The following is an 18,172-nucleotide window of genomic DNA, read 5'->3' on the forward strand; positions in this document are numbered from 1 at the left end:
AGGGTCTTGCCCGCGACGGTCATCGCCTCGGTCCGGGTCAGGGCGCCGAGGTTCTTCAGGATCGCCCGGGCGCCGCCGCCGTCGTCGAACTCCTCGATCGAGCTTTCGCCGTTCGGGCGCACGGCGACCAGCACCGGCGAACTGTCCATCAGCCGTTCATACATGCCGTAGACGTCGATATCGGTGTCGGCCTCGGTCGCCACCGCCTGCAGGTGCTTGACCGTGTTGATCGAGCCGCTGACCGCGAAGACAGACCGCACGGCGTTCTCGAAGGCGGCTTCGGTCAGGATCTGGCGCGGGCGCAGGTCTTCCCAGACCATGTCGACGATACGCTTGCCAGCCTCGGCGGCATTGTCCAGCATCCCGCCGCCCGAGGCGCGCACCGGCGCATGGCCGGGCAGGGTCATGCCGAGCGCTTCGCAGACCGTGTGCATCGAATTGGCCGTGCCCATGCCGGAACAGACCCCGGACGAGGTGATGGCCTTCTCGCTCATCTCCTTCAGCCGTTCCAGGGTGATGGCGCCCATGGCGTGATGCCCGGCGCCCAGGAAGACCTCTTCGATATCCACGTGCTCTTCGCCGATATGGCCCGAGCCCTGGTAGCCGCAGATGGCGAAGATGGTCGGGATGTCCAGCCGCGCGGCGGCCATCAGCTGGCCCGGCGCGGTCTTGTCGCAAGACGCCAGGCAGACCATCCCGTCAAGCTGCGCGCCCTCCACCTGGACCTCGATGTCATTGGTGATCAGATCGCGCGAGGGCAGGATGTACTTGCCCGCATTGCCCGCCGAATGGATGAAGTCCGAGGGCGCGGCGGTGCGCACCTCGAAGGGCAGGCCGCCCGCGTCGCGGATCGCCTGTTTCACCACCGCCGCCACGTGGTCGAGGTGGTTGAAGCAGATGGCCAGTTCCGACGAGGTGTTGATCACCGCGATCTTCGGCTTCTCCATGTCCTCGTCGCTGAGGCCCATGGCGCGCCACTGGGCCCGACGCACCGCCCAGAACGAGCTTCCGATTTCGTAATTGCTGCGCAAGGGGCGCTGGTTGCGCCTGTCCGACGTGGCCATGTCTCTCCTCCGGTCATGTCCCTGGGTCGCATCTCCTCCGATGCCCATTAATGTTGACGCGTCCTTTAATGACATGTCAATAAGAAAGCCGGGGCGGATTTGTGACAGCCGCAGGTCCGGCCGGGTTTACCCGGTGGGGGCGAATGGCGCAGGATCGCGCGAAGGCAAGGGAGGGGCGGCAGATGGCGGACCAGGATGCGGGCACGGACACGATTCCGCTGCTCTTCGATCACGGGGTGTCGTTCCGCATCACCGGGGTGGCGAACCGGCTGAACCGCTCCGCGGCGGCCTTCTACCGCGAGACCTTCGGCATCGGCCTGCCGGAATGGCGGATGATGCTGGCGCTCGGCAAGACGCCCGAGCTGAAGGTGGGGGACGTGGCGCGCTCGGCCGATCTGGATGCGGCGCAGGCCAGCCGGGCGCTGAAGCTGCTGAAGGAACGCGACCTGGTCAGCATGGAGATGACCGCCAGCCGGGGCCGGGCGACCATCGTGCGGCTGACCGAGGCGGGGCGCGCCTTCCACGACCGTCTGCTGGCGGCGGGCGAGCTGCGCGCCGCGCAGATCCTGGCCGGGTTCAGTGAAGAAGAACTTGCGACCTTCTTCAGCTTCCTTGGTCGTATGGGCAGCAATGCCGAGGCCCTGATCGAGGCGCAGCGCGAGACCGGGCAGCGGCTCTAACAGAGCATGGTTGAAATTGAACCATGCTCGGGCGTATCCTGAGCGGGCGGGCCCGGACAGGATTTCATCGGACCCGTGGCCGGGAAGCCGGTCATCATTTCAGACACGCCGGGGGCGGCGAGCGTAGCCAGGTGGGCCGGATTTTCGGCGCACAGGCTTTTCAGTATTGCGGCCAGCATTTCGGCCTGATGCTGCACGGGACCCAGGTCTCGCACAACGCTTCATCCGCTCCGGCCCATTTTGGCACGCGCCCGCGGGCGCCCTCTGGAGGCGTGGAGCGCCATGGAGACTTTCGACAAGGACGCAGACGGAACCCCGATCTTCGTGATCGGGCTGACGATGGCCGGGGCAATTTCCGCCGGGGCCTATACGGCGGGGGTGACCGACTATCTGGTCCGGGCGATGCAGGCCCATAACGCGCGGGTCGGCCAACCCGGCGGGCCGCGGCATCGGGTGATGATCAAGGCATTGTCGGGGGCCTCGGCAGGGGGAATGTGTGCGGGGCTGATTGCGGCCAACCTCGCGGCGATCGGCACCGAAGGCGAACCCGGCTGGGACAGCCCGCGCCAGGTTGCCGGGCCGGGTGGACGCTGGAGCTACGTCCTGGCGCGGATCTACGATGCCTTGGTGCGCAACGTGCGGATGTGGGACGGGCAGGGTGGGACAGGCCTGCTGGCGCTGGACGACATCGACCGGACCGGGCCGACGATCGACCAGGCCGCCCTGGGCATGGAGCCGCCGGGCGCGATCTCGGTGCTGAACGGGCTGCACCTGGATGCGGTGGCCCGTGCGGCGCTGCAGGGCATACCGTCCTGGCCCGAGACGCGGCAGGGCTTCGACTTTCTATCCTCCGAGCTGGACATCTTCCTGACCACCACGGCGATCAACAGCACCGTCTATCAGGTGGCTTTCGGCGGCGGCGATCCCTTCGTGATGCAGCAGCACGGTCTGGTGCGTCATTTCCGGCTGAACGGGCTGGGGGCAGGGCCGGCGCTGCCCTCGCCCTGGCTGGACGACTGGCAGGACGAGGGCATGGCCCTCTCGCCCCGCGTCGCGACGCCCGAGCTTCCCCTGGTCGCCCCGGATGGGGGCAACTGGCTGAAGCTGACAGTGGCCAGTCTGGCCACCGGCGCCTTCCCCCTGGCCCTTGCGCCGCGGGTGGTCGACGCCACCCCGCGCGAGCTGGGCTGTCTGCCCGGCGACGGCGGCAAGGCACGGCGGGGCGCTGCCCTACGACATCCCCGCCGGCCAGGTCGCCCGCCCGGTCTTCGGTGACGCCGGGCCCGAGAGCCGCACCCCCTATGTCGCCCTCGATGGTGGTGCCATCGACAACGAGCCCTTCGCCCATGCCCGCTTCACCCTGCGCCAGCGCGGCGCAGACGGCGGCCTGCGGCCCAATCCACGCGGCGACCGAGAGGCGCACAGGGCGGTGCTGATGGTCGATCCCTTCCCCGAGGGAGCGCAGTTCGCGGCAGTGCCGGTGCCGATGCTGCTGCGGATGCTCGGGCTCTCGGCCGTCGCGGGCAAGCTGCTGGGGACCCTGGTCGGCCAGGCCCGCTTCAAGCCCGCCGAGCTGGTGCAGGCCCAGGATCCCGATGTGCATTCGCGCTTCCTGATCACCCCGAGCCGCAGCCAGGACGGGGGCGGGGTCTCGGGTGCCAAGGCGATTTCCTGCGGTCTTCTGGGGGGCTTCGGAGGGTTTCTGGACGAGAGCTTCCGCCTGCATGACTTCGCCCTCGGGCAGCGCAATTGCCAGTGGTTCCTGAAGCGGCATTTCGTTCTGGATCCGGCGAATCCGGTTCTGGCGCTGCCGGAAGGGGCAGAGCGGCCCGTGGTGCCGGTGCCGATCATCGATCCCGGTCCGGTCGATCCCTGCGGCGGGCCGGTGCCCCTGCATGACTGGGCGGCGATGGAGGGCGATGCCCTGGCCGCGGTGCTGAAGCAGCTCGACCGCCGCCTGAAACGGCTCGGCAAGGTCGAGATCGGCAAGCTGACCGGCACCTCCTGGCTGCTGCGCCGGGTGCTGGCCGTGGTCTGGAACCGGCTCGGAGGCTGGGGCCTGCGGGCCCAGGTGACAGGTTTCGCAGGCGTGGCCATGCTGAGCGACCTGATCCTGAGGGACCAGCACCGGGGCTACCGTGGTCTGGACATGGGGCAGCGCGTGCTGCTTGTCGGCCTGTTGGGCGCCGGCGGGACGGCGCTTTCGGCGGCGGAGCTGCGGGCCCGTGTGGGTGCGGCGCAGGCCGAGGGGGCATTGCCTGAGGCCACGCTGCCTGACCCTGCCGCGATCGAGAAGTTCCTGCTTGCTGAATGGGATCGGGGCATCCTGCGGCGCAGCCTGGCAAGCCTGGTCGGAACCGCGCGCTTCCGCGCTGATCTCGATCGTGCAGTGGTGGCAGGCGGGCGCTGATCAGGTGGTCGGCGGCAGTCCGATCCGGTCGAGGAAGCGCGTCAGCTCATCCGGCGGCGCCACGTCCCGGGCTGCCGCGCGGAGCCCCTCGTAGCGCTGGCGCATCTCGGCCTTCTCGGCCGGGGCGGCATCGGTCCAGGGGCGGCCCTGCAGGCCGAGGCGGACCGACATGTAGGCGGCGAAATGCGCGATCATCCCCGCTTTCAGCGCGGCCAGGTAAGCGGCATCGCAGCCCATCTCGCGCAGCTCTTCCGCGCTGGCGATGCCGGCCCGCTCGAAGGCGGTCTGCATGGCCGGGCCAAGGTTCGGGATGCTTCGGATTTCCGTCATGATCGCAAGCTGCTCCGGTCCGGAGGCGGGGTCAAGCGTACTGCGACAGGCCCGTCGCGCGAAGGTCGCAAAAAAAGCCCTTCAGGTCATCAACCTGAAGGGCTTTTCATGGCTCCGGCGGTAGGGATCGAACCTACGACCAATTGATTAACAGTCAACTGCTCTACCGCTGAGCTACGCCGGAGCATCTGGCGTGAGGTCTTTGGCACTGTTTCCAGGGCCGCTGCCTCGCGGTGTGGGCGGGGTATAGCAATGCGATTCCGGCTCGGCAAGAGGCATTGCGACAGAATTTTCCGATTTTTTGCCACCCGGCCCGAACAGCCTTTCAGAACAGGCGAAACTGGCTGTCGCTGGTCAGGTCGCCTTCGGTTGAGACCAATGATTTCCCCATCAGATCAATGAGATGTGCCAGGATATTGCGTGAGGCGGCGGGCAAGAGGCCGGGCTCGATATCGGTATAGACGCGGCGTGCAAGGTCATCGGCGGTGGCCGGGCCACGCGCCAGGGCCTGCAACAGCGAGGCCTCGCGCCGCTCGCGGTGGCGGATCAGCCAGTCGAGGCGGGCGCGGGGCTCTGTCACCGCCGGGCCATGGCCGGGAAGGAAGAGCCGGGCGGGCAGGGCGCGCAGCCGGCGGCACGAGGCCATGAAGTCGGTCAGATCGCCGTCGGGCGGCGACACGAGAGAGCTGGACCAGCCCATGACGAGATCACCGGTGAAGATCACGTCGTCGAAGGCGAAGCAGAGGTGGTTGCCGAAATGCCCCGGCGTCCAGAATGCGCGCAGGGACCAGCCCTCTCCGAGCAGGGTCTGGCCGTCGCTCAGCTCGTGATCGGGGCGGAACGCCGTGTCGGTGCCCTCGCCGCCGCCGAGGCCGCCGGACCCGGCCAGCCGCGCCATGATCTCGGATCGCCCGGCACCGGCGTCGCCATAGGCCAGGACCGGCGCCCCGGTGGTCACCGAAAGGGCGCGGGACAGGGGCGAGTGGTCGGCATGAGCGTGGGTCACCAGGATATGGCTGACCTGCTGCCCCGGACGCAGTGCCTTCAGGATCGCGCGCAGGTGGACGGCAAGGTCGGGGCCGGGGTCGATGACGGCCAGGGCGGTCTCTCCGACGAGGTAGGTATTGGTGCCGGGGCCGGTGAAGGGAGAGGGGTTGGCCGCGAGGATGCGGCGCACCCCGGGCGCAACTTCTTCGGCCCGGCCGGGGACCGGGGCGAATCTCTGCTCTGAGGTCATGCCGCTTTCCTCTTGTCCCGCCGAAGACTAGGATAGCGCATGTTCTTCGAATGGCTCAAACGATATGTGCCCCGCGGCCTCTACGGACGCGCCGCGCTGATTCTCGTGCTGCCGGTGGTGACCCTGCAGCTGGTGGTCTCGGTGGTCTTCATCCAGCGACATTTCGAGGGCGTCACGGTGCAGATGACCAGCTCTGTCAGCCGCGAGCTGAACCTGGTCGTCTCGGAGGTGGCCGATGGCGAGGAACTGGCCGTGGCGCGCGCGCTCGAGATGGACGTGGCGGTGCTGCCGATGTCCTCGGCGCCGGCGCGCGACAGCATCCGCTGGTATGACCTCTCGGGGCGGGTCGTGGCGCGGACGCTGAGGGCGCTGGTGCCCGAGCTGGTCACCGTGACCCTGCCGAACGACCGGCAGGTCGTGCTATATCTCAGGGCCGATGCCCCGCAGGAGGTCCTGCGGCTGAGCTTCGACCGCAGCCGGCTTTCGGCCTCGAACCCGCATCAGCTGCTGGTCAACATGCTGTTCTTCGGTGTGCTGATGACGGTGATCGCCTTTATCTACCTGCGCAACCAGCTGCGCCCGGTGATGCGGCTTGCCGCCGCCGCCGAGGCCTTCGGGCGCGGGCGTCACATCGCCTACAAGCCGGCCGGCGCAGTCGAGGTGCGGGCGGCGGGGCATGCCTTCCTTGACATGCGGGCGCGGATCGAACGGCAGATCGAGCAGCGCACGCTCCTGCTGTCGGGGGTCAGCCATGACCTGCGCACGCCCCTGACGCGGATGCGTCTGGCGGTGTCGATGCTGGAAGAGGCCGACCGCAAGGAGTTGGAGCGCGACATCAACGACATGCAGTCCATGCTGGACGAGTTCCTGTCCTTCGCCCGGGGCACCTCGGAAGAGGGCGAGAGCCGGGTGGATCCCGTCGCCCTGCTGCGCGAGGTGGTGCATGACGCGGTTCGGGGCGGGCAGCCGGTGACGCTGACCTCGGTCAAGGGGTCGGGCGAGATGGCGCTACGGCCGATGGCGATCCGGCGCGCGGTCGAGAACCTGATCGGCAATGCGGTGCGCTACGGCACCCGGGCCGAGGTGAGCATCGAGATGACGCCGCGCAGCCTGCGGATCAGGGTCGAGGACGATGGCCCCGGCATTCCGCCCGACAAGCGCGAAGAGGCGATGAAGCCCTTCACCCGTCTGGATACGGCCCGCAACCAGAACCGTGGTTCGGGCGTCGGGCTGGGGCTGTCGATCGCGGGGGATACGGCGCGGATGCATGGCGGCATGCTGCGCCTCGGGGTCAGTGAAAAGCTGGGCGGGCTCTGTGCCGATCTGGTGATCGCGCGCTGAAAGGGGCGCCCGGGGGCGCCCCGGCTGGGTCAGAGGACCGCCGCGATGGTCTTGGTCTTCTCGACCGTCTCCTGCCATTCCGTCGCCGGGTCCGAGGCTGCGACGATGCCGCCGCCCACGTGCAGGAAGATCTGCCGGCCCGAGACGCTGGCCGAGCGCAGGTTGACATAGAGGCTGGTCGTGCCGTCCAGGTCGCGCGGCCCCAGGTAGCCGGTGTAGAAGCGCCGGGTCGGGCCCTCTTCGTCGAGGATGAACTGCATCGCCGGGGCCTTCGGCATGCCGCAGACCGCCGAGGTCGGGTGCAGCCGGTCCAGCAGCCGCCCGAGGGCCGCACCATCGCCCTGCGGCGCGCGGAAGTCCGAGCGCAGGTGGCAAAGGTTGGCGGCACGCACGGTATAGGGCGCGGTCTCGTGGACGCCGAGGAAGCCTTCGGCGGCAAAGGCGTCGCGGATGTAGTCGGCGACCAGCGCCTGTTCATCGATGATCTTTTGCGGCCAGGTCAGGGTCTCGATTTCGGTGCCGGGTTCGGGCCACTGGGTGCCGGCGAGGGCCATGGTCCGCAGCCCCTCGACGTCGCTTGCCAGCAGGATCTCGGGGGTGGCGGTCAGCCAGGTGCCGGTGGCCTGCGAGGACACCAGGCAGACGAAGGCATGGGGGTGCAGGCGGGCCAGCCCCTCGGCCATGTCCAGCAGGTCACGGCCTGCCGGCAGGTCGCGCGGGTCGATCCGCGACAGGACGATCTTGTCGCAGCCGCCCTCGCGGATGGTCTCGACGGCGCGGGCGACGCGCGCCATATAGCTGTCGCGCGCGGTCGGGGCGGGGGTCTCGCCAAGCGGGGCCAGCAGCACCTCGGGGGTGGGCGTCGCGGGATCTGTCAGCCGGGACTGCGCGGGCGTCACCGGGGCGGAAATCAGCGCCGCGCCATCGCGGTAGCGGGTGCCGTCGGCGTCGATCAGCACATCGGCCGGCAGGGTCCAGGCCTGGTTGCCGTCCTCGGTGTCGAAGGGCGCCATGGCGAAGCCGGGCAGGGGCGCGCCGCCGAAAACCGGCGCCAGCTCAGGCTGGCTGGTCGAGACCAGCGCGGTGAAGGAGGTGCCGAAGGGATCGCGCCACAGGGCGAAGGGCAGGCCGGATGCGCTGGCGCGCTTGCAGGCCGCTCGCTGCATGTCGTTGATGTGCAATGGAAACCTCCTCTACCGTAGAGGCGCAACCTGCGTCGCGGCGCGGCAGGTTTCCAGATCGAAGACTATGGAGAACCATAGCGGGGCGCTATGTCAGCCCTCTTGCCCGGTCTCGTCGGGCAGGCCCAGCTCTTGCGCGGCCTGCAAGAGGCAGCGGCGCGCCTCGCGCACTTCGATGTCCTCGACATTGTCCGAGCGGCAGTGCAGCCAGACCGGCTGGCGCTGCGTCCCGGCCAGAGGCAGCACCTTCAACGTGGGGTTGGTCACCCCGAAGGCCGAGAGCTGGTCCTGCAGCGCGATGCCGAACCCTTCGCGCATCAGATGCGGAGCGGTTTCGGCGAAACGGGTCTCGATCGAGATGTTCGGCTCGATCCCGGCGGCGCGGAAGATCTGCCGGACCAGCTTGCCGTGCGGCGTGTTGGGGTGGAAGAAGATCAGTGGCTCTTCGGCGATGTCATGTACCGTCAGCTCGTGCTGTGCTGCCAGCGGGTGCTCGACGGGGACCACGCAGACCATGCCCGCCGAGGAGATGCGGAACGAGCTGATGCCGGGATCCTCCAGCGGGAAGATGGTCACAGTGCAGTTGCCCTCGGCCATCCACAGGTAATCCCGGTTCTGCTTCATCGACAGCGTGTCCATGCGCAGCTTCATCTCGGGCCGGCGGCGGCGGAAGATCGACAGGCAGCGCGGTGCCAGCGCCTGGCTGACCGAGGGCGAGACCCCCATGCGGAACATGGTGCCCTTGCCGCGCACCATGTCGCTGACCCGGTCCGAGATCTGCTCGAAGGCGGTCATCGAGGGCGCGGCCACGTCGAAGATCTGCCGCGCCAGGGCGGTCGGCCGCAGGCGCGCGCCCGCCCGGTTGAACAGCTGCACCCCCAGCACGTCCTCAAGGCGTCTGATGGTGTTGGTGACCGTTGGCTGGGCGATGCCAAGCTGTTGTGCCGCGCCACTGATCGAGCCGGTCAGCATGACCGCTCGGAAGACCTCAAGTTGCCGGAATGAAAGCATTTTCTTCTCCTATCCGGGGGCGGGTGCCTCAAATCAGTGGCTTGACACGCCTGCAAGATTTGGCCGATCTGCGGCCCGAAGTAAATTCGAAGGTGTCCGTCATGCCCATTGTTCCGACCGCCGCCGCCCGTCTGGCCTACATGATCGGACACCCGATTGCGCATACCGCGATGCCCGCCGGGGTCAATGCCTGGGCCCGTGACAGCGGCACCGATGCGATCATGGCGCCGGTCGACGTGGCCCCCGAAGCGCTGGCCGGGTTCATCGCCGCGCTGCGCGGCACGGCGAACTGCGACGGGGCGGTGGTGACCGCGCCGCACAAGATCGCCATGGCCGGGCTGGTGGACGAGCTGACCCCCGCAGCGCGCCTCGTCGGGGCCGCCAATGTGGTGATCCGCGACGCCGAGGGGCGGCTGACCGGCGACAACACCGATGGCGCAGGCTTTGTCGCGGCGCTGACCGGGGCGGGGGTGCCCCTTGCCGGTCGCGTGGCGGTGCTGTTTGGCTGCGGCGGGGCCGGCGCCTCGATCGCGGCGGCGCTGGTGGCCTCCGGCCTCGGGCGGCTCGACCTCGTGGACCCGGACGGGGAGAAGGCCCGTGCCCTGGCCGATGCGCTTGGTCCTGTCGCCCGGGTTGCGTCCGCCCCCGAGAGCCTGGCTGGGCATGACCTGGTGATCAACGCCACGGCCATCGGCCTGGACGGCGTTTCCTCGGTCCATCCGCTGACCGGGCTGCGGCCCGACGCCCTTGCGGGCGACGTGGTCACCAAGCCCCCGGTCACCCCCTTCCTGCGCCAGGCCGAACGCCTCGGCGCCGCCATCCAGCCCGGCAGCGCCATGGCGCTGGCGCAGATCCCGCTGGTCCTGCGCCTGTTCGGCTGGACAGAATGACCCCGCTCCGACGGGCGACCCATAGCGTCACGCTATGTCTAACGAGCAAGTAGTTGCTTTTCACCCCGCATGGCTTGGTCCAATGTGGTGCTCCCGCCCGGTATCGGAGAAGCCGGGCCCGACAAGACTCTGGGAGGAGTTCTATGACTTTCGCTAACATGACCCGCCGTGCCTGGCTGGCCGGCGTTGCCGGCCTGTCGCTGCTCGGCGCGACCGCGGCCAGTGCTCAGGAAAAGGACGACGTGGTGCTGGGCGCGCTGCGCTTCACCAGCCACGCCGCTGGCTTCGTGGCCTTCGAGAAGGGCTACTTCGACGAAGAGAACCTGAACGTCTCCTTCGAGTTCTTCCAGGCCGCCCAGCCGATCGCCGTGGCCACCGCCGGCGGTGACGTCGACTTTGGCCTGGCCGGTGTGACCGGCGGCATGATGAACCTGGCCGAGAAGGACGCCGTGCGGATCGTCGGTGGCGTGCTGCACGAGAAGAAGGGCGTCGACGGCATGATGGTCATGGCCTCGAACCAGGCCTATGAAGCCGGTCTCGACACCGTGCCCGAGATCAAGGGCCACTCGATGGCGATGACCCAGGTCGGCTCGACCTTCCACTACATGACCAGCCGGATCGCCGATGCCGAGGGCTTCGACATTTCCGACGTGCGCCTTGTGCCGCTGCAGAAGGTCGGCGCGATGGTCGCGGCGCTGAAGTCCGGCCAGGTCGATGCGATGATCATGGTGCCCCACATCGCCAAGCCGCTGGTCGAAGCCGGTGACGCGAAGGAGCTGGGCTGGCTCTATGACTACGCCGAGTACCAGATCTCGACGCTGTTCACCTCGGTCGACAACATCGAGAACAACCGCGACATGGTCGAGCGCTTCATCCGCGCCTATGCCAAGGGCATCGCCGAGTTCAACCGCGTCATGCTGGACGAGAACGCCGACCCGGCCGAGGTCGAAGAGATGACCCGCCTGATCGCCAAGTACGTGGCCCCCGATCAGCCCTATGAGGACGCAGCCGCCTCGATCCGTCAGGGCGCGATGAACCTGAACGAGAACCTCGCGCTGAACAAGACCGACGTCGCAGCGCAGATGCAGTGGTTCAAGGACCAGAAGCTGGTCGACAGCGACCTGTCCGTGGACCAGCTGGTCGACGACAGCTTCGTCGAAACCTACTGACCCTTCAGACGAGGCTGATGACATGGACCTTCGCGTCGAGAACCTCTCGCATTCCTACAACAATCTCGAGGTGCTGCGGGATCTCAACCTGACCATCCCGCATGGCGAGATCGTCTGTGTCATCGGCCCTTCGGGCTGCGGCAAATCCACCCTTCTGCGTCTGCTGGGAGGGCTGGAAAAGCCCAGCGAGGGCCGCATCCTGCAACTGGGCGAGGCGCCGAGCGGCTCGCTCAACCCGCTGACCTATGTCTTCCAGGACTTCGCCCTGCTGCCCTGGCGCACGGTCGAGGGCAATATCTCCCTCGTGCTGGAACCGCATGGCCTGTCGGCCGAGGAAAAGGAACGCCGCATCGCCGACGTGCTGGAACGCACCCGGCTGAGCGACTTCCGCAAGGCGGTGCCGAAACAGCTGTCGGGGGGCATGAAACAGCGTGTGGCGATTGCCCGTGCCCTGGCGGTGAACCCTGCCGTGCTGCTGATGGACGAACCTCTCTCGGCGCTGGACAGCCAGACCCGCGAACTGCTGATGGACGACCTTTCGGGCCTCTGGCAGCGCGAGCCCTTCACCTCGTGCTACATCACCCACAACCTCAACGAGGCGGTGCGCCTCGGTCACAAGGTCGTGGTGCTGTCGCGCCGCCCCGGCATTATCCGCGAGATCGTCGAGATCGATATCCCCCTGGCCGAGCGTGACGTCTCGAACCCGAAGCTGGCCGCCCTGCAGCAGCAGCTCTGGGAGATGATGCGCGACGAGGCGCAGACCGCCGACATGGAGCTGGCCGCCGGCTGAGGCCGCGCCGCCCCCGTCGAGCATTGATCGCGGCGCGCCCCGGGGCAGACCCCGGCGAACCGGCAGCCGCCCGGGCCCCGGCCCATTGCGTGAAAGGATACCCTTCATGAGCGATACCACCCCAATGGCAGGCCAGATCCCGGCCGCCTCCGCGCCCGCAGGCGGTGCGGGCAAGCCCGTCACCTTCCGCGGCGGCGGCTTCTCTCCGAAACCGCGCAAGCTGGTCGGCCTGCTGGTCTTCGTCGTGCTGATCGCGCTGTGGGAACTGGGCTCGCGCGCCGGGGTGATTTCCTCGCTGGTGCTGCCCGCACCCTCGGAAGCCTTCGGTGCCTTCATGGACCTGGCCAATTCCGGCAACCTCTGGCGCCACCTCTCTGCCTCGCTGCAACGGCTGGTGATCGGCTTTGCCTGCGGTGTCAGCCTCGGGCTGATCTTCGGCACGGCGGCGGGCCTCTCCTCGGTTGCCCGCGCGGCGATCACGCCGCTGGTCTCGGCGATTTTCCCGATCCCCAAGATCGCCCTGCTGCCGCTGTTCATCATCTGGTTCGGCATCGGCGAGGGCTCGAAAGTCGCCACGATCCTCTTCGGCTGCTTCTTCCCTATGGTCATCGCCACCTACAGCGCCATCGACAACGTCGACCGCACCCTGATCCGCATGGGCCAGAGCTTCAGCCTGTCCCGCGCCCAGATCATCTGGAAGATCGTCCTGCCGGCGGCCCTGCCGGGGATCCTCTCGGGTACGCGCATCGCGGCCTCGATCTCGATCATTCTGTTGGTCGCCGCCGAGATGATCGGTGCCGAATACGGCATCGGCGCCTATGTGCTGCTGGCCGGCAACCTGATGGCCACCGATCAGCTGATTGCCGGCGTGGCGATCCTGTCGCTGCTCGGGCTGGCGGTGAACTGGCTGATCTCGCGCCTTGAAAATCACTTCCTGGGATGGAGGAACTGATGCCCCGTCACGAAACCGACTACGATGTGGTGATTGCCGGCGGCGGTGCCGGTGGCGTGGGCGCGGCGCTTGGCGCGGCCAAGGCGGGCGCCCGGGTGGCGCTGGTCGAGAAATACGGCTTCCTCGGTGGTGCTGCGACCAATGCGCAGGTGCTGGCCTACTGCGGCTTCTACCACCAGGGCGGAGAGCCCGTCCGCGTCCGTCGCCGGCGCCGGCGAACAGGTGCTGGAGGAGATGCGCGCCATGGGGGTGGCCTGCGATCCCTACCGCTCTCCGACCACCAACAACTGGATCGTGCTGCTCGAGCCCGAGCGGCTGAAGGTGGCGCTGGACCGGGTGCTGGCGGCACATGGGGTGGATGTCTTCCTGCATTCGCGCGTCGCCGCCGCCAGCCGCACCGCACGGGCGCTGGAAAGCGTCACCGTGGCGGGCATGGACGGGCGCTTTCGCCTGATCGCGGAAAGCTACGTGGATGCCAGCGGTGATGCCAACCTGGCGCTGGTCTCGGGCGTGCCGATGCGCACCGGTGACAGCCGTGGCCGGATCCAGGCCTATACGATGCCGCTGCGCATCGGTGGCCTGGCCCCGGATACGAAGATCGACCGGGCCCTGATGCAGGCCGCCGTGGCCGAGTTCAACGAGGGCTCGCCGCACAAGATCCACCGGACCGATGCCGGGATCTTCACCCGGGTGCCGGGGACGACGGATTTCTGGTGGCTGGTCGTCGACCGCGAGATGCCCGACCTCTCCTCGGGCAGCTTCACCCGTGCCGAGCAATCGGGGCGCGAGATGTCGATGCAGCTGGTCGAGATCCTGCGCGCCCGTGTGCCCGGCTTCGAAAACGCCTGGCTGGCCCAGACCGGCCCGCAGATCGGTGTGCGCGAGACCCGTCACCCGGCGGCGCGCTACGAGATCACCCATGACGACGTGCTGCAGGGCCGCCTGCGCGAGGACGGTATCGCCCGCGGTGCCTGGCCGATCGAGCTGCACTCTGAAGCGGGCCGGCCGATCTACGAGCATGTCGGCGGCGCGGGCTATTTCCACGTGCCCTACGACGCGATCCGGGCGCGCGACCTCGACAACCTCTGGTACGCGGGCCGGGTGATCGGTGCCGACGACTACGCCTATGGCTCGGTCCGGGTCATGGGCACCGCCTTCGCCACCGGCGAGGCGGCAGGCGTTGCGGCGGCCCTCGCGGCGAAGACCTCGGCCACGCTCACCCCGGCAGCCCTGCGCGAGGCGCTTACAGACCTCGGGGCGCTGATCTGACACCGCTCGCGGACCCAGCCCGGCAAGACCCGAGCGGGGGCATGGCCTTCCCAGAGACACTGGCATCCTGAAGGAAACATCGGCGCTGTCCCGTTCCACCGGGGCAGCGCTTTCTCACGATCGCGGGCCGAGAGGTGCCGTGGAGGGAAGCGGCCGGCACGGCGGGGGACACGCGCGTGGCCCGACCACATGGCGGCCCTGCATCCCGCGTGGAGGCTCTCGCAAAGAGGGGCTCTTGGTAGGCCCGGCAGGATTTGAACCCGCAACCAAAGCGTTATGAGCGCTCTGCTCTAACCGTTGAGCTACAGGCCCGTCCGGTGTCATGGATAGGGTGCCCCGCAGCGGGGGTCAAGCGGGCCCGAGGGTTGGAGGGCGGTCCCGGTGAAGCGCCAGAGGGGCGACATCGCAGATGCCGCCCCCCGCTGGATCTCAGCTGGACTTCCCGGTCAGAAGGACATGCCGAAGCTGATCAGGCCGGTGGTGTTGCCGTCGTTGTCGAACTGGCCTTCCAGCTTGGCGTTCCATCCGCCGGTGCCCGCGATCTCGGTGCCGATGCGCAGCATCGACAGGGTGTCGTCGGCGCCGGTCGAGAAGGTGGTGCTTTCGCCACCCAGCGACATCGTCACGTCGGAGGCATCGGCGAAGAGCACCGTTGCGCCGATGAACGGACGCAGGGTGACACCGCCGGACAGTGCCGTCTCAAGCTCGGCTTCGACCGAGAGGTAGGAGGCGGTGGTGTCGCGGGTCTCGAAGGTCGCGCCGGCAAGGCCGGAGACCGTCATCGCATCGTTGCTGTAGCGGGCAACGCCGAATTCGGCCGAGAAGCCCAGGGGTGCCGCATCGCCGGGAACGGTGGCAAAGCGCGCGGCGAAGCCGATCACGGTGTCGTCCTGCTCGCCGTCACCGGTGATGGTGGCGGGGCCTGCGAACTCGGACTCGCCGCGCCCGAGGTAAGCCATGCCGGTCAGGCTGGCGGAACCGAGCGGGACGAAGCCCTTGACGCCCAGGGTCACGCCGCGGCGGCTGGCGCTGTTCAGGCCGGTCTCGCTCTCGGAGCGGCCGAAGGCGAGGAAGGCGCCGACGCTCTCGGCATTGCGGCCGATCAGCAGGTTGCCGCCGGTCTCGTTGCCTTCGCCCGAGAAGCCGGTGACAGAGGCGAACCAGCCCGGGGCGTCGTTGCCGAGGGCCGAGGTCGACAGCACGTAGGCCGCGCGCGAGGTCATGGTGTCATAGGAGGCAAAGACCGCCTCATCCGCCACCAGCAGGTAGTCGCCGGTGAACAGGACGTTGTCGAAGTCGTCGGCGTTGTCGATCTCGACGCTGTCGGAGAAGGCCAGGAAGCCCGCTTCGATGCCCTCGACGATGACCAGCTCGTCGGTGCCATCGCCCATGTCGATGGTGCCGTCGACGTCCAGCGTTTCGAGCGTCAGAAGATCGTTGCCCGCGCCGGTCAGGATGTCGCCCTCGACCGAGGAACCGTAGCGCAGCGTGATCTCGTCATCGCCATCCGCCAGCAGGATCGCTGCGGTGCCGCCGATGAGGCTGCCAAGGTTTTCGATCACGACGTCATGGTCGGCGCCACTTTCGACCTCGATGGCATGCTGGCCGCCCGAGATGGTGCCGTTCTCTTCGTTGGTGATCGTGCTGCCGTCGCTGTTGGCGTCGGTGATGTAGATCGCCGAGCCATTGGCCGCGGTGATCGCGGCATCGTTCTCGATCTCGCCGTTGTTCATCTGGATGGCGAAGGCGCCGTTGCTCCAGATCGAGGCGGTGCCGGTGTTGGAGACGTCGAGGTCGTCCTCGGCCCGGATCGCGCCGTCGCCGCCGGTGATTTCGGCTGCACCGCTGTTGTCGACGATCAGGTCGTCGCCGGCGTCGATGCCGTAGTCGTCGCCGCGGATCTCGGCATTGTCCTCGTTGCTGACGATGGTGGTGTTGCCCAGCACGATGGCGGTGCCCTCATCCGAGAGGATCTCGCCGTCCTGGTTGTTCAGGATCTCGAGGTCGTCATCACCGACGATGGCGTCATCACTGTAGGAGCGAATGGTGCCGGCGTTCGCGATGTCGACGGTGCTGTCGTCTTCGTCGCCGTCATCGACGCGGATCGCCACGTCTTCCGCGGTGATCGAACCGCCGGCGACGTTCTCGATGGTGAAGTCGTCATCGAGAACGATGCCGTCATCGTCCGAGGACATCGAGCCGGCGTTGTAGATATAGGCGTCGTCGCCGGCGTTGATGATATCCCCGTCGGTGCTGATCGAGCCGGTGGCGAAGTTCTCGAGGTGCAGGTCATCCTCGGCGTTGATGCCGTTGCTCTTGCCGAAGATCGAACCGTAGTTGTCGATCGACAGGTTGTCGTCGCCCTCGATGCCGTTGCTGTCGCCGGTAATCTCGGCCAGGGCATTGTTGGTGATCGAGACGCCGTCGCCGACCGAGATCGCATCGTCGTCGGTGCCTTCGATGAGGCCGTTGTTGGTGATCGAGGCGGTGATGTCGTCGGACGAGCCGCCGTCGATGCCCACCTCGCCCGAGATGGTGCCCGAGTTGACGATCACGAAGTCGTCCTCGACCTCGATCGCGTCCTGGTCGTCCGAGGTGATCTCGCCATCGGCGTAGACGGTGACCGTGGCGTCGTCGTCGAAGTCGATACCGCGGTCAGAGGCGTTGATGCTGCCGTGGACATTGGCGGTGTTGCCGTTGTCGCCGCGCAGGCCCATGCCGCCGGTGGTCGATACGGTGCCGCCGGTCGCGCCGCCTTCCCCGATGTTGAACGTGTTGTCGTCATCGACGCGGAACACGTCGCCGCTGTCGGAAATGACCTCGCCCGGCAGGACGTTGATCGTTGCGCCGTCCAGGTTGCTGTCATCGATGCCGGTGCCGGTGGTGCAGGTGAAAGTGCCGGCGGAATCGACACAATCGGCCTGGGCCGCGGTGCCGAAAGGCACGGCCATCAGCGCCAGAACCGAGACGCGTGTAAGCATCTTGTTCATAAATAGTCCCTCTATCTGTCCACTTTATCTGCGCGCTGTCCCCGAAAAGCGCCCATATGTTGATCTCATACGGGGGCGTCCGGACGGGTTCGATCACATTCGAACCTGTATACACCTCAAAACCCTACGGATGCGTCTTTTGCGCAACGGCGGCGTATGGGCCGCTTTGCGATTGCGCCGCAGGCCGGGATCGGCTAGCGGGTCCGCAATCAGGTCAGCATGCGGGAGGTCCCGATGGAAAAGGGCAAGAACGGCATCACCTATGCCGAGGCAGGTGTCGATATCCAGGCCGGGAACGATCTTGTCGATCGGATCAAGCCGGCGGCGAAATCCACCGAGCGGCCCGGCACCATGGCCGGTCTCGGCGGCTTCGGGGCGCTCTTTGACCTGAAGGCGGCCGGTTTTCAGGATCCGATCCTGGTCGCCGCCACCGACGGCGTGGGCACCAAGCTGCGTATCGCAATCGACACCGGCAACGTCGATACCATCGGCATCGACCTCGTGGCCATGTGCGTCAACGACCTGGTCTGCCAGGGCGCCGAGCCGCTGTTCTTCCTTGACTATTTCGCCACCGGCAAGCTGGAACTCGACCAGGCCGCGCGCATCGTCGAGGGCATTGCCGCGGGCTGCAAGGCGTCGGGTGCGGCGCTGATCGGCGGCGAGACCGCCGAGATGCCGGGCATGTACGCCAGGGGCGATTTCGACCTCGCGGGCTTTGCCGTCGGCGCCATGGAGCGCGGCAGCGACCTGCCGGCGGGCGTGGCGGCGGGTGATGTCCTGCTGGGCCTCGCCTCGGACGGGGTGCATTCCAACGGCTATTCGCTGGTGCGCAAGATCGTCGAGACCTCGGGCCTCGGC

At 67.8% G+C, this 18,172-nt stretch carries 15 protein-coding genes, 2 tRNA genes and 1 pseudogene; 10 read left to right on the forward strand and 8 right to left on the reverse strand.

Annotated features, from left to right (window positions below; translation table 11 throughout):
• On the reverse strand, window positions 1-1,064 hold a 1,064-nt coding region (locus OS124_RS0104185), incomplete at its 3' end, for a dihydroxy-acid dehydratase domain-containing protein (protein WP_010138096.1).
• A gap of 182 nt (window positions 1,065-1,246) precedes the next feature.
• Here OS124_RS0104185 and OS124_RS0104190 point away from each other — a divergent pair.
• Complete coding sequence (locus tag OS124_RS0104190; protein WP_010138097.1) at window positions 1,247-1,744, forward strand: MarR family winged helix-turn-helix transcriptional regulator; 498 nt, start codon at window positions 1,247-1,249, stop codon at window positions 1,742-1,744.
• A gap of 1,147 nt (window positions 1,745-2,891) precedes the next feature.
• Window positions 2,892-4,154 (forward strand): hypothetical protein, encoded by a 1,263-nt coding sequence (locus OS124_RS0104200; protein WP_029375155.1) that lies wholly within the window; start codon window positions 2,892-2,894, stop codon window positions 4,152-4,154.
• Here the strand turns inward: OS124_RS0104200 and OS124_RS0104205 are convergent, their stop codons facing one another.
• The 3 genes from OS124_RS0104205 to OS124_RS0104215 all read right to left on the reverse strand — a co-directional run bounded on the left by OS124_RS0104205 (window position 4,155) and on the right by OS124_RS0104215 (window position 5,721).
• Window positions 4,155-4,484, reverse strand: a complete 330-nt coding sequence (locus tag OS124_RS0104205) for a TfoX/Sxy family DNA transformation protein (RefSeq protein WP_010138100.1) — start codon at window positions 4,482-4,484, stop codon at window positions 4,155-4,157.
• A 109-nt stretch (window positions 4,485-4,593) separates the two neighbouring features.
• A tRNA-Asn gene (locus tag OS124_RS0104210) sits at window positions 4,594-4,668 on the reverse strand.
• A gap of 141 nt (window positions 4,669-4,809) precedes the next feature.
• Window positions 4,810-5,721, reverse strand: a complete 912-nt coding sequence (locus OS124_RS0104215; RefSeq protein WP_010138101.1) for an MBL fold metallo-hydrolase — start codon at window positions 5,719-5,721, stop codon at window positions 4,810-4,812.
• A gap of 39 nt (window positions 5,722-5,760) precedes the next feature.
• On the opposite strand from OS124_RS0104215, the gene OS124_RS0104220 reads away from it, so the two are divergent.
• Entirely contained in the window at window positions 5,761-7,062 is a 1,302-nt protein-coding gene (locus OS124_RS0104220; RefSeq protein WP_010138102.1) for an ATP-binding protein, read from the forward strand.
• A gap of 29 nt (window positions 7,063-7,091) precedes the next feature.
• Here OS124_RS0104220 and OS124_RS23625 read toward each other — a convergent pair whose 3' ends face one another.
• A complete protein-coding gene (locus tag OS124_RS23625; protein ID WP_010138103.1) occupies window positions 7,092-8,243 on the reverse strand; it encodes a chorismate-binding protein in 1,152 nt (383 codons plus the stop codon).
• Between the two features lie 93 nt (window positions 8,244-8,336).
• Window positions 8,337-9,254, reverse strand: coding sequence for a LysR family transcriptional regulator (locus tag OS124_RS0104230; RefSeq protein ID WP_010138104.1), 918 nt, complete (start codon window positions 9,252-9,254; stop codon window positions 8,337-8,339).
• A 101-nt stretch (window positions 9,255-9,355) separates the two neighbouring features.
• On the opposite strand from OS124_RS0104230, the gene OS124_RS26780 reads away from it, so the two are divergent.
• The 6 genes and pseudogenes from OS124_RS26780 to OS124_RS27780 all read left to right on the forward strand — a co-directional run bounded on the left by OS124_RS26780 (window position 9,356) and on the right by OS124_RS27780 (window position 14,324).
• Entirely contained in the window at window positions 9,356-10,144 is a 789-nt protein-coding gene (locus OS124_RS26780; protein ID WP_010138105.1) for a shikimate dehydrogenase family protein, read from the forward strand.
• A gap of 143 nt (window positions 10,145-10,287) precedes the next feature.
• A complete protein-coding gene (locus tag OS124_RS0104240) occupies window positions 10,288-11,313 on the forward strand; it encodes an ABC transporter substrate-binding protein (RefSeq protein ID WP_237708068.1) in 1,026 nt (341 codons plus the stop codon).
• Between the two features lie 22 nt (window positions 11,314-11,335).
• Complete coding sequence (locus tag OS124_RS0104245; RefSeq protein WP_010138107.1) at window positions 11,336-12,103, forward strand: ABC transporter ATP-binding protein; 768 nt, start codon at window positions 11,336-11,338, stop codon at window positions 12,101-12,103.
• Between the two features lie 106 nt (window positions 12,104-12,209).
• Window positions 12,210-13,055, forward strand: a complete 846-nt coding sequence (locus OS124_RS0104250; protein ID WP_010138109.1) for an ABC transporter permease — start codon at window positions 12,210-12,212, stop codon at window positions 13,053-13,055.
• Window positions 13,055-13,174: pseudogene (locus tag OS124_RS28320) on the forward strand (FAD-dependent oxidoreductase); the annotation flags it as partial. The gene OS124_RS0104250 and the pseudogene OS124_RS28320, both read left to right, overlap by 1 nt.
• Window positions 13,175-13,277: 103 nt before the next feature.
• On the forward strand, window positions 13,278-14,324 hold the full coding sequence (locus OS124_RS27780; RefSeq protein ID WP_202799065.1) for an FAD-dependent oxidoreductase: 1,047 nt from the start codon (window positions 13,278-13,280) through the stop codon (window positions 14,322-14,324).
• A 236-nt stretch (window positions 14,325-14,560) separates the two neighbouring features.
• On the opposite strand, the gene OS124_RS0104260 is transcribed toward OS124_RS27780, so the two are convergent.
• Both OS124_RS0104260 and OS124_RS0104265 read right to left on the reverse strand, forming a co-directional pair.
• Window positions 14,561-14,636 (reverse strand) — tRNA-Ile (locus OS124_RS0104260).
• A 134-nt stretch (window positions 14,637-14,770) separates the two neighbouring features.
• Window positions 14,771-17,314 (reverse strand): beta strand repeat-containing protein, encoded by a 2,544-nt coding sequence (locus OS124_RS0104265; RefSeq protein ID WP_010138112.1) that lies wholly within the window; start codon window positions 17,312-17,314, stop codon window positions 14,771-14,773.
• A gap of 234 nt (window positions 17,315-17,548) precedes the next feature.
• Here OS124_RS0104265 and purM point away from each other — a divergent pair.
• Window positions 17,549-18,172 (forward strand): phosphoribosylformylglycinamidine cyclo-ligase (gene purM / locus OS124_RS0104270; protein WP_010138113.1); only part of this gene is annotated, 624 nt, incomplete at its 3' end.

The organism is Oceanicola sp. S124 (assembly GCF_000220565.1).
Lineage (GTDB): Bacteria > Pseudomonadota > Alphaproteobacteria > Rhodobacterales > Rhodobacteraceae > Pseudooceanicola.